This is a genomic window from Exiguobacterium sp. UBA6282, assembly GCF_002440475.1.
Classification (GTDB): Bacteria; Bacillota; Bacilli; order Exiguobacteriales; family Exiguobacteriaceae; genus Exiguobacterium_A.
In genome coordinates this window covers 77876-92464 of sequence record NZ_DJUM01000011.1, presented here as the reverse complement: position 1 = coordinate 92464, position 14589 = coordinate 77876, and the positions used below count along the sequence as shown (strand labels likewise).

The 14589-nt window shown below is 49.1% G+C and carries 12 protein-coding genes and 1 pseudogene; 11 read left to right on the top strand and 2 right to left on the bottom strand.

Going from position 1 to position 14589, the window contains the following annotated elements:
• The first annotated feature begins 112 nt into the window (after positions 1 to 112).
• Together obgE and B2751_RS02860 are read left to right on the top strand one after the other, a co-directional pair.
• Positions 113 to 1408 carry a GTPase ObgE gene (gene obgE, locus B2751_RS02865; protein WP_087681178.1) on the top strand — a complete coding sequence of 432 codons (1296 nt, stop codon included), beginning with the start codon at positions 113 to 115 and terminating at the stop codon, positions 1406 to 1408.
• Between the two features lie 53 nt (positions 1409 to 1461).
• Positions 1462 to 2730: a hemolysin family protein gene (locus B2751_RS02860; protein WP_290772654.1), complete on the top strand. Its 1269-nt coding sequence runs from the start codon at positions 1462 to 1464 to the stop codon at positions 2728 to 2730.
• A 50-nt stretch (positions 2731 to 2780) separates the two neighbouring features.
• Here the strand turns inward: B2751_RS02860 and B2751_RS02855 are convergent, their stop codons facing one another.
• Positions 2781 to 3323 carry a transcription repressor NadR gene (locus tag B2751_RS02855; RefSeq protein ID WP_056062524.1) on the bottom strand — a complete coding sequence of 181 codons (543 nt, stop codon included), beginning with the start codon at positions 3321 to 3323 and terminating at the stop codon, positions 2781 to 2783.
• Between the two features lie 24 nt (positions 3324 to 3347).
• Entirely contained in the window at positions 3348 to 4430 is a 1083-nt protein-coding gene (locus B2751_RS02850) for a cysteine desulfurase family protein (protein WP_290772650.1), read from the bottom strand.
• A 98-nt stretch (positions 4431 to 4528) separates the two neighbouring features.
• Between B2751_RS02850 and B2751_RS02845 the strand changes: the two genes are divergently transcribed.
• From B2751_RS02845 to secD, 9 genes and pseudogenes are all read left to right on the top strand, one after another.
• A complete protein-coding gene (locus B2751_RS02845; protein ID WP_290772647.1) occupies positions 4529 to 5998 on the top strand; it encodes an L-aspartate oxidase in 1470 nt (489 codons plus the stop codon).
• Positions 5922 to 6764 (top strand): carboxylating nicotinate-nucleotide diphosphorylase, encoded by an 843-nt coding sequence (nadC, locus tag B2751_RS02840; protein ID WP_290772644.1) that lies wholly within the window; start codon positions 5922 to 5924, stop codon positions 6762 to 6764. The genes B2751_RS02845 and nadC overlap by 77 nt, the downstream gene beginning before the upstream one ends.
• Positions 6754 to 7851: a quinolinate synthase NadA gene (gene nadA, locus B2751_RS02835; RefSeq protein WP_290772641.1), complete on the top strand. Its 1098-nt coding sequence runs from the start codon at positions 6754 to 6756 to the stop codon at positions 7849 to 7851. Before nadC ends, nadA begins: the two co-directional genes overlap by 11 nt.
• A 162-nt stretch (positions 7852 to 8013) precedes the next feature.
• Entirely contained in the window at positions 8014 to 8607 is a 594-nt protein-coding gene (gene ruvA / locus B2751_RS02830; RefSeq protein WP_023468936.1) for a Holliday junction branch migration protein RuvA, read from the top strand.
• A 4-nt stretch (positions 8608 to 8611) separates the two neighbouring features.
• Positions 8612 to 9607 (top strand): Holliday junction branch migration DNA helicase RuvB, encoded by a 996-nt coding sequence (gene ruvB / locus B2751_RS02825; protein ID WP_056062504.1) that lies wholly within the window; start codon positions 8612 to 8614, stop codon positions 9605 to 9607.
• 4 nt (positions 9608 to 9611) lie between these two features.
• On the top strand, positions 9612 to 10652 hold the full coding sequence (queA, locus tag B2751_RS02820) for a tRNA preQ1(34) S-adenosylmethionine ribosyltransferase-isomerase QueA (protein WP_290772636.1): 1041 nt from the start codon (positions 9612 to 9614) through the stop codon (positions 10650 to 10652).
• Positions 10652 to 11797 (top strand): tRNA guanosine(34) transglycosylase Tgt, encoded by a 1146-nt coding sequence (tgt, locus tag B2751_RS02815; RefSeq protein ID WP_035406513.1) that lies wholly within the window; start codon positions 10652 to 10654, stop codon positions 11795 to 11797. Before queA ends, tgt begins: the two co-directional genes overlap by 1 nt.
• Positions 11798 to 11868: 71 nt before the next feature.
• Entirely contained in the window at positions 11869 to 12162 is a 294-nt protein-coding gene (gene yajC / locus B2751_RS02810; protein WP_056062498.1) for a preprotein translocase subunit YajC, read from the top strand.
• A 156-nt stretch (positions 12163 to 12318) separates the two neighbouring features.
• Positions 12319 to 14527, top strand: a pseudogene (secD, locus tag B2751_RS02805) (protein translocase subunit SecD).
• The last annotated feature ends 62 nt before the right edge of the window (positions 14528 to 14589 follow it).

The following is a 14589-nucleotide window of genomic DNA, read 5'->3' as shown; positions in this document are numbered from 1 at the left end:
CCTTAAGGATCTAGTGACGCCGATGGAAATCGAGTCGCAGACGGAAAATGAGTGTGTGATTGAGATTGAAAGTCTTCCGTTTGAGGAAGAGAAGTAAGAGGAGGGATCCGACATGTTTGTCGATCAGGTAAATATTTATGTAAAAGCAGGTGACGGAGGACGTGGACAAGTAGCGTTCCGTCGCGAGAAATACGTTCCGGACGGCGGTCCTGCTGGCGGTGACGGTGGTCACGGAGCTCACGTCGTCCTTGAAGTCGACGAAGGACTTCGGACATTGATGGACTTCCGTTACAAACGTCACTTTAAAGCGGTTCAAGGTGAAAACGGAATGTCAAAAGGGATGCACGGTCGTAAAGCCGAGCATTTAATCGTCAAGGTTCCACCAGGCACAGTCGTCTACGATGATGATACGAACGCGGTCATCGCTGACCTCGTCCATCATGGACAACAAGCGATCGTTGCACGCGGCGGACGTGGCGGACGTGGAAATACACGTTTTGCGACACCAGCCAACCCGGCACCTGAACACGCGGAAAACGGTGAGCCAGGGGAAGAGAAGTACTTGAAGCTTGAACTGAAGATGCTAGCAGACGTCGGTCTTGTCGGCTTCCCGAGTGTCGGGAAATCAACGATGTTATCGGTCGTTTCAGCAGCACGTCCGAAAATCGGAGCGTATCACTTCACGACGATCACACCGAACATCGGCGTCGTCGAAACGGAAGATAGCCGTAGCTTCGTCATGGCTGACTTGCCAGGATTGATTGAAGGGGCAAGTGAAGGTGTTGGACTCGGTCATCAGTTCCTCCGTCACGTCGAGCGGACGAAAGTGATCGTACACGTCATCGACATGAGTGGGATGGAAGGACGCGATCCGATCGAAGACTACAACATCATCAATAAAGAGCTCGCAGACTATAATCTCCGCTTGACAGAGCGTCCACAAGTCGTCGTCGCGAACAAGATGGATATGCCGGATGCGGCAGAACATCTCGAAGCCTTCAAAGAAGCTTTCCCAGAGCTTGAAGTATTCGAGATTTCAGCAGCAACACGTCAAGGGTTACGCGATCTGTTATTCCGAATCGCTGACCTCGTCGATGCGACTCCGGAATTCGGTCTTGAAGAACTCGAAGAGAAAACAGCGACACCACGTGTCGTCTATGGTTACGAAGCACCAGAAGCTGGCTTTACGATTTCGAAAGATGAAGACGATTGCTTCGTCATCAAAGGACCACGCATCGAAAAACTCTTCACGATGACGAACTTCATGCGTGAAGAATCGATTAAACGTTTCGCTCGGACACTGCGTCAAATGGGTGTCGACGAAGAGTTACGTCGTCTTGGTGCAATCGACGGCGATGTCGTTCGTATCCGTGATTTCGAGTTCGAATTCGTCGAGTCATCATTCTAAGCGATTCATTCCATTAGGAAACGGAGTGTGAAAGCATCGTGGACCCATTGCCCATGATTTCATTCGTTTGGTTAATCCCGATTCTCATGTTATCCGCGTTCTTTTCCTCAGCCGAGACAGCACTCGCGAGTGTCAATCGGTTGCGGTTGTTGCACCAATCAGAAGCAGGGGACGCGAGTGCGTCCCGTGTGTTTCGCTTACTTCAACGTTACGAAGAGACACTGACTTCGATTTTGATTGGGAATACGATCGTCAACGTCGCCTTTATCTTATTTGGTGGTTGGTGGATCATTCAGTTCGTCGAGACGATCGCAACGCAGACCATTGCCTTTCTTGGGCTGTTCTTTCTGTTACTGTTATTCGGGGAATTGATACCAAAGTCGTATGCCCGCGAACATACGGAACGTTACGTGTTGTTGATCGGACGTCCACTTCGTTTGTGCTTGCTGATGTTTCGACCGCTTGTCTTCCTGTTACTTCGCTTACGCCAGTTGGCGCTACGGTTGATTGGAGCGGATCCGAAAGGTCCGCTCGTGACCGAACAGGAACTCAAGGCACTCGTCGATATTAGTCAGGAAGAAGGCATCATGGGGCTTGCAGAGGCGGAACTCGTTCATCAAGCAGTTGATTTTCAACATGCGACGGTTGAGGATGCGCTGACGCCTCGCATGGATATTCAAGCGATCGATATCGATGCGCGGCTTGAAGACATCCTTGCAGAGGTCCAGAAGGGTGGCTATTCTCGTCTACCGGTCTATAAGGACTCAATTGATCATGTCATTGGTGTCTTATCCGAACGGGACTTTCTGCGTGCATACGTGAAAAATGGTTCCGTCGATATCCGGGAATGGATTCGACCGGTATCGTTCGTCGTACCACAGACACGATTGATGGATTTATTGCCGGAACTCAAAGTCAAGCAGTCCCATATGGCAGTCGTGCTCGATGAGTTCGGAGGGACGGCAGGTCTGATCACCCTTGAGGATATTTTAGAAGAAATCGTCGGGGAGATTTGGGATGAACACGATGAATCATTGGAATACACGAAACGGATTGGTCCAGAGCAATACGAATGTCTAGCAGAGTATGACATTGAAGACTTCTGTCAGCAATTTCAATTGACGATGCCGGACACCGATGCCCAGTCACTTGGGGGATGGATCATGGAAGAGAGCGGACAGCTGCCGGACGTCGGAACGGCGATGCGTTATGAACGTGTCACGTTGACGGTCTTGCATATCGAGAACCGTCGCGTTCGAAAAGTCTTAGCAACATTTGATCCTCCCGCTACGATGCCAGAGCCAACAATTGAACCGATTTGATTTAATGATAAAAACCGCTTATTCCTTAGGAATAGGCGGTTTTTTGATGTTCAGACATCGAGTTCCGAGACGAGGATTCCAAGATGGTCAAGTTTTGCGATAGCTGCTTCTAGTGCGTCTTCATGATCCGCTTCAAGCGTATGGATATGGACTCCGTCGGTCAAGCTCGACAGTGGAGTAGCTTGTGTCTCCTCTAGCTGTTCAAGCAGTACACGGACATCTCGGCGGCTTTTTAGCATCAACTCACCTGTAATGAAGCCGTAGACAGGATGCTCGATGATGACATCCCGGATGACGACGCCTTCGTCAACGATGGCATCACATTCATCCTTTAATTGCTCGATGCCGTGGCGACAGACGATCTTGCGGCGTAATTTCGAACCGTCGATTTCAGGGTCATTGATCAAATACCCACGAGCTGTCGCGATGACGGGATATCCTTTTGCTTTTAATAATGATAAATCCTGCACGATCACTTGGCGGCTGACGCCTGCTTGTTTCGCCAGTGCTGTTCCCGTGACAGGTTGTTCACTTTCCTCAATCATACGAAGTAATGATTTCCGGCGTTCTTCTCCGGAGATGCGTTTCCCCATCATGTCTCCTACCTTTCTCCAGTGTCATGAGATCGTGTTCAACACATCAATGCACTGTTCGATTTCTTCGTTCGTCGTGTGTCTTCCAAAACTGAGTCGGATCAATCCATGAGCCGCTGATTCGTCAAAACCGATGGCGCGTAATGTCGCATTCGGACCGTTTTCTCCTGCCCGACAAGCACTACCAGCGGAGACTGCGATTCCAGCACGATTCAAGGCGAGCAACGCGTGTTGACCGTCCCGTTGTTTCGTATGGATGGCACAGATCGAAGCCAGTTGCGTTGGAGATTCAACGATCAGATAACGAGACGAAGACAATGTTTTTTTTAGCATACCACGAAATACCTGACTGGATGCCTGGATTCCTGGATTTTCTAAGCGCGACGCCTCACAGGCAGCGATGAAGGCGGCAATTCCCGGAACATCGACTGTGCCTGGGCGAATCCCGAACTCATGATGTCCTTCGTAGTATGGACTAAAGAGCGGTCGTCGCAAATACAGGGCACCTAACCCTTTAGGACCGTAGACTTTATGGCTACTCATCGTGTAAGCGTCAAAGGAGTCAATGGTAACATCATCTTTTAAAAATCCTTGAACCCCATCGCAATGAAACAAAATCCCGCGCGATTGACAATATACTGCAATTCGTTCGACTGGGAACCGAAAACCGGTATCCGAATTGACGTGTTGAATCGAGACGACACCAACCTCTTCCGTACAAGCCGTAACGAATCGATCCCAGTCGAACGTTCCGTCCAGTAGTAGAGAAAGATGACGTGTTTCTTGTGCCCAGCGCGCAAGTGGAAGCAAGACCGAGTCGTGTTCACATCGAAGTGTCAAGACAACTGATTTGTTACTCTGTCGTATCAAGTGTGTCAAAGCGATGTAATTTGCTTCTGAACCGCTTCCTGTAAAGATGATAGATCCTTCTTTTTGAGCTAATTGTTGCATCAGGTACTGTCGTGCTCGTTGAAGCAGGCGTTCTGCATCCCCACCGATGTCATGAAGAGAAGAACTGTTGCCGTAGAACGATTGAGCGGCTTGTTGATAATGGTCGAGTGCTTGTGGATGCAGCGGAGTAGTAGCTGCGTAATCGAGATAGATCATGAAAAAATCCTGTCCTTTCGTCTTGTCACTCAGCTAAAAGTATGCCAAACTTATTGTCAAGTCAATAGTAAACATTTAGATATAGAGGTGTAAAACATATGTCTTTACATAAAAGGCTTGAGACGGATGTGTTGATCATTGGAACAGGGCTTGCTGCGATTTCGGTCGCCTTGCATCTTCCGCCTGGAACTGAAGCGTTGCTTGTCACAAAAGGCACGCGATTTGAGACCAACTCTGTCCGAGCACAAGGTGGGATTGCTTCTGCTTATGCGGAAGTTGATCATCGTGGTCATTTTGAAGATACGTGTCAGGCGGCAAAAGGGCGCATCAATTTGTCCGCTGTTGATTATGTGACCCGATCAGGAGCCGAGGCAATGGAATTCTTGTTACGACAAGGTGTCCTGTTTGATCAATCCGAGGGAGAGTTCTTGCTCGGTCGAGAAGGTGCGCACCGTTTGCCGCGGATTTATCACTCTGGCGGGGACGAGACCGGCAAACGAATCATGGAGACGTTAATGCCGCGAGTGCCTTTTCCGATTCTTGAGCAGACGTGTATCACGGAATTGATTCAAGTAAATGGACAGGTTGTAGGTGCAGTTGGATATAGCCTTGGAGAACCAATCGAGATTGTGGCGCGAGCAACGATTCTCGCTACTGGTGGAGTTGGTGGAATATTCGCGTCGTCGACGAATGATCCATCGATTCAAGGAAATGGGATTGCACTCGCTTTTGAAGCGGGAGCGACGATTCGTGATCTCGGCTATATCCAGCACCATCCGACGGTACTTGTTCATGCAGGTCGCTCAGAAGGTTTGATTACGGAAGCACTACGCGGAGCAGGAGCCATTCTTGTGACGAAAAGCGGGGATCGGATCATGGCAGATCATCCGATGCAAGATTTAGCGGCGCGCGATGAAGTCGCAAAACGAATCCATGAGGTGCGAAAACACGAACCGGTCTATCTCGACACGTCAAAAGTCGTTGATCGAACAAAACGGTTTCCAACGTTTGTCGAAAAATGTGAAAAACTGAACATAAATCCAGATCTCGTTGAAATCGCACCAGGCATTCATTTCTTAATGGGTGGAATCGAGACGGATCTGACAGGGCAGACGAATGTCGAAGGACTTTACGCGGTCGGCGAGACAGCATCGATCGGACTGCACGGTCGAAATCGTCTGGCGTCGAACTCGCTTCTTGAGTGTGTCGTCATGGGGAAAGCAGTAGCAGAACAGCTCGAGTTGTTACCGGGACCATCAGTAAAACAAGTGAAACGACGTCCAGGAACACTTCGTTCCGTAACAGACCGTTTATCGCAGGTCATCGGTGTCGAAATGGATATTAGGCAGGTACAAGAATGTCTGGATGCGTTAAAAGGCTGGTCATTAGAAGAATCCGGACAGGAAGCAGAAGAAAATCGATTACGTTACGTGACAGCATGTCTATTGCTTGAAGGGGCGCGAAGTCGGTTGACAGGAGAGGATGAGAACATTGAACAAGTGGCAGTTACGGCAACAACTGGAGGCATTTTTAATCGAGGACATCGGACAGTGGGATATCACGAGTGAAGGATGTCTGACGGGACAAGAACGCGGAACCGGTCGTTTTTTAGCAAAGGAAGACGGTGTCTTCTGTGGAGGAGACATTATTCGTGAGATGGCGCATCTGTTACAAGTCAACGTGACGATTCATATAGCGGAAGGGACGGTCGTCACGCGAGGAACGCTCCTTGCTGAGTGGTCTGGTTCGTTACAGGATATTTTAAGCGGAGAACGGGTCGCTTTGAACCTTGTGCAACGCTTATCTGGGATTGCGACGCAGACACGTCAAGCGGTCGAGGTAGTAGCAGGACGAATCCGAATCACGGATACACGGAAGACGACTCCTGGATTACGGATGCTAGAAAAACACGCCGTTCGCGTCGGTGGTGGCTATAGTCATCGCGGACGACTCGATGACGCGGTCATGATCAAAGATAACCACATCACGGTCGCAGGATCGATTACGGAAGCGGTGATGCGAGCAAAACGAGTTGCAGGTCATACGACACCAATCGAAGTCGAAGTTGAGACGGAAGCGGAAGTGCTTGAGGCAGTGGCTGCAAAAGTCGACATCATCATGCTCGATAACCGGACACCAGCAGAAATCAAACAGCTCCGGCAATTGATTCCACCACATATCACGGTCGAACTATCCGGCGGGATTACGATAGACACGTTATCAGACTTCGCGGATAGCGGAGCAGACGTCATCTCACTCGGTGCGTTGACGCATTCAGCAACAGCACTTGATATTAGTATGAAAATCGAAGGAGGAAAAAAAGATGTCATTTGATCTATTACGTCACGAAGGGATTCCGGCGTCATACTTACAGCAATCAGAAGCAGAATTGATTGCGATCATCGAAGGGGTCAAAGCACGGATGGGCAGTCGCTTATTCTTACCTGCCCACCACTATCAAAAAGACGAAGTCGTCCAGTTCGCGGATGCGACGGGAGATTCGCTCCAGCTTGCACAAGTCGCGAAGCAGATGACAGAAGCCGAATATACGGTCTTTTGCGGTGTTCACTTTATGGCGGAGACGGCAGATATGCTGACCGATGCGTCACATACGGTCGTTTTGCCTGACATGCGTGCTGGCTGTTCGATGGCAGATATGGCGAATGATATACAAACGGAGCGTGCCTTTACGATCTTGACGGAACGGTTCGGAGATTCGATCTTACCATTGACGTATGTCAATTCGACAGCAGCCATCAAAGCATTCGTCGGTCGTCACGGTGGGGCGACGGTGACATCATCGAACGCTGTCCAAATGGTCGAGTGGGCGCTTGCTGAACGAGACATCTTATTCTTCCTGCCGGATCAACATCTCGGTCGCAATACGGCACATGCGCTCGGAATTCCGTTAGAGCAGATGGCGATTTGGGATCCGATTCGCGACGAACTCGTTTTTGACGGGGAGGACCAAGACGTCCGCGTCATCTTATGGAAAGGGCACTGCTCGGTGCATGAGAAATTCACAGTCGGTCAAATTGAACAGTTCCGTAAGACGGATCCGGAGCGAAAGATTCTCGTTCACCCGGAATGTTCGCATGAAGTAGTAGCAGCGTCTGATCTCAATGGATCAACTGCGTACATCATTCAACAAATCGAACAGGCTGCTCCTGGAACGAAGTGGGCGATCGGAACAGAGATGAACCTCGTCAATCGACTCGCGACGACTCATCCGGATCTTGACATCGTGTCGCTCAATCCATTCATGTGCCCGTGTCTGACGATGAACCGGATTGACTTGCCGCATTTGGCTTGGGCGCTCGAACAGGTCGAAGCAGGTGAGCCGGTCAACGTCATTAAAGTTGACGCAGAGACGACGCGGCATGCCGTGTTGGCGCTCGAACGGATGCTTGAGCGTTCGTAAAATAGAGAGTGAGAGCGTGGTCGTGCAAACGATCACGCTTTTTGTCTTCTGATTGAGAGAGCGAACGTATGTATTGATTTTTGCTGAAGAACGCTTTGAAGCCAAACGAAGATGTATGCTACAATAACACGAGAGTTTGTTTATAGATGGGAGCGTTCCACATTGATAGAATTCGTACGCGGCGAAGTCGCTTATGTCTGTGCGGAATTCGTGACGGTAGAAGTTGGCGGGATTGGCTACAAGATCGTAGCACCGAACCCGTTTTTTTATCGGACCGGAGACGAACAGATCATCGTATATACGTATCACTATGTCCGTGAGGACCAAGAAGTCTTATTCGGATTCCGTTCCCGGCGTGAGCGTGCCTTGTTCACGAAGTTGCTCGGTGTGACAGGGATCGGACCAAAAGGAGCGCTTGCAATCGTCGCATCAGGGAATGTCGATGCGCTTGTTGAAGCAATCGAACAAGAAAAGGAAAGTTATCTCGTCAAGTTCCCAGGTGTCGGCAAAAAGACAGCAAAACAAATGACACTCGACCTAAAAGGAAAGTTAGCAGAGCTCGCGCCAGACTACGTACCGAGCGAAGGCTTGTTCGCACAAGGTAACGCAGAGCTAAACGAAGCCTGTGAAGCTCTGACGGCGCTCGGTTACAGTGATCGAGAAGTCGAAAAAGTCAAAAAAGCGTTGCAGGCAGAAGTCCTGTCAACGGATCAATATGTTAAACGGGCACTCCAGTTGTTATTGAATGTGAGGTGAGGACATGGAAGAGCGCATTTTGTCAGAATCCGCCCATGCGGAAGATCAAGAAGAGTGGAGTCTGCGTCCTCAGACGCTCGAGCAATATATCGGGCAGGAGAAAGCAAAAGGAAACTTAAGTGTCTTCATCGAGGCGGCAAAAATTCGTCAGGAAACACTCGATCACGTTCTTCTCTACGGTCCTCCAGGTCTTGGTAAGACGACGCTTGCGACAATCATCGCAAACGAGATGGGGGTCGGCATCAAGACGACAGCCGGTCCTGCGATCGAACGACCAGGTGATCTGGCGGCAATTCTCTCATCACTTGAGCCGGGAGACGTCCTGTTCATCGACGAAATTCATCGGTTGAGTCGATCGATCGAAGAGATTCTATATCCGGCGATGGAAGACTATTGTCTCGATATCGTCATCGGTCAAGGGGAACTCGCGCGTAGCGTTCGGATCGACTTGCCACCATTTACACTCGTCGGTGCGACGACGCGTGCCGGGATGCTGTCGGCACCGCTACGTGATCGTTTTGGCGTGACGCTGAAGCTTGAATATTATACGATGTCAGAGTTGTCTGCCATCGTGACCCGGACATCACGTCTGTTTGGATTCGAAGCGGATCGTCTCGCAGCAGAAGCGATCGCCCTTCGTTCACGCGGAACACCACGTGTCGCGAACCGGTTGTTACGGCGTGTCCGTGACTTCGCTCAAGTTGCTCATCAAACTGAGATCGATGCCTCGCTTGCGACAAGTGCACTTGATCGCTTGCATGTCGATGCGCTCGGACTCGACGATGTCGACCATCGTTTACTACGATCGCTTGCAGAACGGTTTGCCGGTGGTCCGGTCGGTCTTGAGACGATTGCAGCGACAATCGGAGAAGATGCGCAGACGATCGAAGATGTGTATGAACCATATCTGTTGCAACAAGGCTTTTTACAACGTACCCCGCGCGGACGTGTCTTAACATCGTTCGCCCGCCAACATTTAGGACTGAAAGAAGGAAATTGAACCAATGGATGTAAACTTATTTGATTTTCATTTACCAGAAGAACAAATTGCTCAAGTGCCATTGCTCGATCGGACGAGTTCGAAATTGATGGTCCTCGACCGGGAGACAGGTGCGATTCAGCATCAACACTTCCATGATATCGTCGACCACTTCCGGGAAGGCGATACACTCGTCATCAACGATACGAAAGTCTTACCAGCACGTCTCTTTGGTGTAAAGGAAGAGACAGGTGGAAAAATCGAATTGTTGCTCTTGAAGCAGACGAGTGACGATGTTTGGGAAACGCTAGCAAAACCAGCAAAACGAGTCAAACCAGGTACAATTCTGTCGTTTGGTGACGGATTACTCCGTGCTGAGTGTGTCGAAGCACTTGAAGACGGGGGACGGATTCTGAAGTTTTTCTACGACGGGATTTTCTACGAAGTGCTCGATCAACTTGGAACGATGCCATTGCCGCCGTACATTCATGAACAACTAGAAGATCAAGATCGTTACCAGACGGTCTACGCTCGCGAACGTGGGAGCGCCGCGGCACCAACAGCGGGTCTTCACTTCACACCGGAATTGCTCGAAGCGCTTCAAGCGAAAGGTGTCCGGATCGCACCGTTGACGTTACATGTCGGACTTGGCACATTCCGTCCTGTTTCGGTCGACGACGTCGATAATCACAAGATGCATAGTGAGTACTACGAATTGCCGGAAAGTTCAGCGGCACTGCTACGCGAAACACGGAAACAAGGCGGACGGATCATCGCGGTCGGTACGACGTCGACGCGAACGCTTGAAACGGTCATCCGTGATCACGGTGACTTCGTCGAAGCAACAGGTTGGACGGATATCTTCATTTTCCCAGGTCAGGAAGTCAAAGGGATCGATGGATTGATCACGAACTTCCACTTACCGAAATCAACATTGATCATGCTCGTGTCCGCGTTATCGACACGGGAACACATTCTGCATGCCTACGAAGAAGCTGTCGCGAATGGCTATCGTTTCTTTAGCTTCGGTGATGCGATGTTCTTAACGAGAGAGGAACGAAACTAATGACAAAACACGCGGTAACATACGAACATATCAAAACATGTAAACAATCCGGAGCGCGGTTAGGAATCGTCCATACGCCGCACGGTAGTTTTGAGACACCGGTCTTCATGCCGGTCGGAACACAAGCGACGGTCAAGACGATGGCACCAGAACAAATCAAGGATATGAACGCGAACATCATCCTCGCGAACACGTATCACCTATGGGTGCGTCCGGGACACGATGTCATCAAGGAAGCAGGCGGTCTGCATAAATTCATGAACTGGGATGGCGCGATTCTCACGGATTCAGGTGGCTTCCAAGTCTTCTCACTCGCTGATCTCCGGAATATTTCGGAAGAAGGCGTTCATTTCCGTAACCATTTAAACGGTGACAAACTGTTCTTATCACCGGAAAAAGCAATGGAAATCCAAAACGCACTCGGTTCAGACATCATGATGGCGTTTGATGAGTGCCCACCATATCCTGCTTCTCACGAGTACATGAAAGCATCTGTCGAACGAACAAGCCGCTGGGCAGAACGTTGTCTTGCAGCGCACGAACGTCCGCAAGACCAAGCACTGTTCGGAATTATCCAGGGTGGCGAATACGAAGACTTACGTCGCCAAAGTGCGAAAGATCTCGTAGCGCTTGATTTCCCAGGTTATGCGGTCGGTGGTCTCTCGGTTGGTGAACCGAAAGATGTCATGTACCGAGCACTCGAATTCACGACACCACTCATGCCAGAAGATAAACCACGTTATTTAATGGGCGTTGGTTCACCGGATGCATTGATTGAAGGCGCGATTCGCGGAATCGATATGTTCGACTGTGTCTTACCGACACGGATTGCACGCAATGGTACATTGATGACATCACAAGGACGTCTTGTCGTCCGAAATGCGAAATATGCACGTGATTTCCGTCCACTCGATGAGAAATGTGATTGCTACGCATGTAAGAATTACTCGCGTTCGTACATCCATCACTTGATCCGCGCGCAAGAAACGTTCGGACTACATCTTTGTTCGACACACAATCTTCACTTCCTCGTCAAGTTGATGGAAGGCGTTCGCCAAGCGATTCGTGAGGATCGTCTGCTTGATTTTAAAGAAGAATTTTTCGAAGAATACGGTTACAATTTACCGAACGCAAAGAATTTCTAACAAATCGTCTGACAAATCAATCCTTTCACGGTATAATGAACGTGATTTGAATGATAAAGGAGTTGGTACAAATGGGAAGTAATATCCTTGCATTCCTCCCGATGATCTTGATCTTCGTGGTGTTCTATTTCTTGTTGATCCGTCCACAGAACAAACGCCAGAAGCAAGTGCGTCAGATGCAAACTGAACTTTCACGCGGCGATTCGATCGTAACGATCGGTGGTCTTCACGGGGTTGTCCAAAAAGTTGACGACACGACGGTGACATTGAAGTCAGGAAACGCACAATTGACATTCAACCGAAGTGCTGTGGCAGAAGTGACGAAAAAATCAACAACTGTCATGGGCGACGAAACGGTCGAATAAGGCATTGAAAAGACGCTTTCCGGATTCCGGAGCGTCTTTTCTGTTTATATATGAGAAAAACGTTTGCTAAGATTACCATTTCTTTTGTAAGCTAGGGTAGGAGAACAAAGTTGTCTGAAAATATACTGGGAACTAGAGAAAGGACAATGTAGCATGATCAAGAAAGGGAAACTTGCCACATTCTTCATCGTCGTCATCGCGTTGCTCGTGCTGATCGGTACGACATCGTCATGGTTGCTGAAGGATACGAAGCTTGGCCTTGACCTTAAAGGTGGCTTCGAAGTCTTGTATGAAGTACAACCACTGAAAGAAGGAGACGTCATCGACCAAAATGCGATGAGTGCCACATTGACGGCAATTGAGAACCGTGTCAACGTTCTCGGTGTCTCTGAACCGGATATTCGGATCGAAGGTAACAACCGGATTCGTGTTCAACTTGCTGGCGTCAAGGATCAGACGGAAGCGCGTCAAATCCTATCTTCGACGGCACAATTGTCATTCCGTGACATCAACGATAAGTTGTTGCTTGACGGTTCAGACTTAAAAGCTAAAGGAGCAAAAGTCGGATATGATCCGAATACGAATGAACCACTCGTCGAATTGACGATGAAGTCAAAACAGAAATTTTATGAAGTAACTCAAAAAGTCTCACAAATGCAAGCACCGGCGAACCGCCTTGTCATCTGGCTCGATTACGAAAAGGGTGATACGTACGAAAAAGAGATTCAAAAGAAGAATTCGAAAATCGTTTCGGATGCATCGGTCACTCAACCAATCAACTCGGATAAGGCAATCATTTCCGGTGGCGATATCGATGCCGAGTATGGTAAACAATTGTCCTCAATCCTTAACGCAGGAGCACTGCCGGTCAAACTCGAGGAAATCTACTCGACGTCGGTCTCGGCTGCTTTTGGACAGGATGCACTTGATCAGACACTTTTCGCGTCAGCTATCGGTGTAGCTGCTGTCTTCTTGTTCATGCTAGTGTTCTACCGGATCTCTGGATTAGTTTCGATTATTACCTTGTTGTTCTACATCTATCTCGTCATGATTTTCTTTAACGGGATTAATGCCGTCCTTACATTACCGGGGATTGCGGCACTCGTTCTTGGTGTCGGTATGGCGGTTGATGCGAACATCATCACTGCAGAGCGGATCAAGGACGAATTACGAAGTGGCAAATCCGTCTTATCCGCATTTAAAGCCGGAAACCGTCGTTCGTTCGGTACGATTCTTGATGCCAACTTAACGACATTGATTTCTGCTGGTGTCTTGTACTACTTCGGTACAAGCACGGTCAAAGGATTCGCCATCATGTTGATGGTCTCAATCGCCGTCACTTTCGTCACGAATGTCTTTGTCTCACGTTACCTGATGCAACTCCTTGTCAGTAGCCGATGGTTCGATAAGAAGAAATCATGGTTCGGTGTAAAGGAGAGTGAAATCCGTGAGCTTTAATCCTACGAAATTCGATTACGTCAAACATCGCAAAATCTATTTCGCGATCACGATTGCCCTCGTCATCATTTCGGTACTTTTGCTGTCGTTCCGCGGTCTTAACCTTGGGATCGACTTCTCGCAAGGTACACGCGTCGAGATTTCTTCTGAGAATCAAATCAAGGAAGCCGATGTCCGCTCTGTCATTGAAGAGTCAGGCATTGATGCTGCGGAAATCGATGGCATCCAATTTGCTCAAGGTGGAAAACTAGCGAACGTCACGTTCGTTGGGGAATTCAGCCAAGATCAAATCTCTAAAATGAAACAAACGATTGAAACGGAATATAAGAAAGAACCGAGTATCTCGACGGTTTCGGCGCAAGTTGGTCAAGAAATCGCGCGTAACGCGATTTATGCGGTCTTACTCGCGTCACTTGGGATCGTCATCTATGTCTCGTTCCGATTCCAACCGTTATACGGGATTGCGACAGTGCTTGCACTATTGCATGATGCGTTAATGATCGTCGCCTTCTTCTCGTTGTTCCAAATTGAGGTCAACTTGTACTTCATTGCAGCGATCCTGACGATCATCGGGTATTCTGTCAACGATACGATCGTTACGTTCGACAGGGTTCGAGAAAATCTCGGACTTGCCGAAAAAGGGGGACGAAAAGTTTCGTTCGATGAGTTGGCGCATATCGTCAATGAATCGATTCAACAAACAATCGTCCGTTCGATCAACACCGTCGTGACGGTCATCATGACGGCAGCAGCGCTCTACATCTTCGGTAGCGAAGCGATCCGTGGATTCAGTCTTGCGTTGCTCGTCGGGTTGATCATGGGGATGTTCTCTTCGATCTTCATCGCTGCTCAGCTCTGGCTCGTCATGAAGGGTCGGACACTTGGTCGGACAAAACGTGCTTCCTAAAAGAGTATCCGCATCAGCTATCGCTGATGCGGATTTTCAATTATAATGGGGAAGTTGATTGG

Excerpts from the sequence above, each read along its gene's own strand:
- obgE (WP_087681178.1), top strand. The coding sequence starts at position 113 with ATGTTTGTCGATCAGGTAAATATTTATGTAAAAGCAGGTGACGGAGGA.
- B2751_RS02860 (WP_290772654.1), top strand. The coding sequence starts at position 1,462 with ATGATTTCATTCGTTTGGTTAATCCCGATTCTCATGTTATCCGCGTTC.
- B2751_RS02855 (WP_056062524.1), bottom strand. The coding sequence starts at position 3,323 with ATGGGGAAACGCATCTCCGGAGAAGAACGCCGGAAATCATTACTTCGT.
- B2751_RS02850 (WP_290772650.1), bottom strand. The coding sequence starts at position 4,430 with ATGATCTATCTCGATTACGCAGCTACTACTCCGCTGCATCCACAAGCA.
- B2751_RS02845 (WP_290772647.1), top strand. The coding sequence starts at position 4,529 with ATGTCTTTACATAAAAGGCTTGAGACGGATGTGTTGATCATTGGAACA.
- nadA (WP_290772641.1), top strand. The coding sequence starts at position 6,754 with ATGTCATTTGATCTATTACGTCACGAAGGGATTCCGGCGTCATACTTA.
- ruvB (WP_056062504.1), top strand. The coding sequence starts at position 8,612 with ATGGAAGAGCGCATTTTGTCAGAATCCGCCCATGCGGAAGATCAAGAA.
- queA (WP_290772636.1), top strand. The coding sequence starts at position 9,612 with ATGGATGTAAACTTATTTGATTTTCATTTACCAGAAGAACAAATTGCT.
- tgt (WP_035406513.1), top strand. The coding sequence starts at position 10,652 with ATGACAAAACACGCGGTAACATACGAACATATCAAAACATGTAAACAA.
- yajC (WP_056062498.1), top strand. The coding sequence starts at position 11,869 with ATGGGAAGTAATATCCTTGCATTCCTCCCGATGATCTTGATCTTCGTG.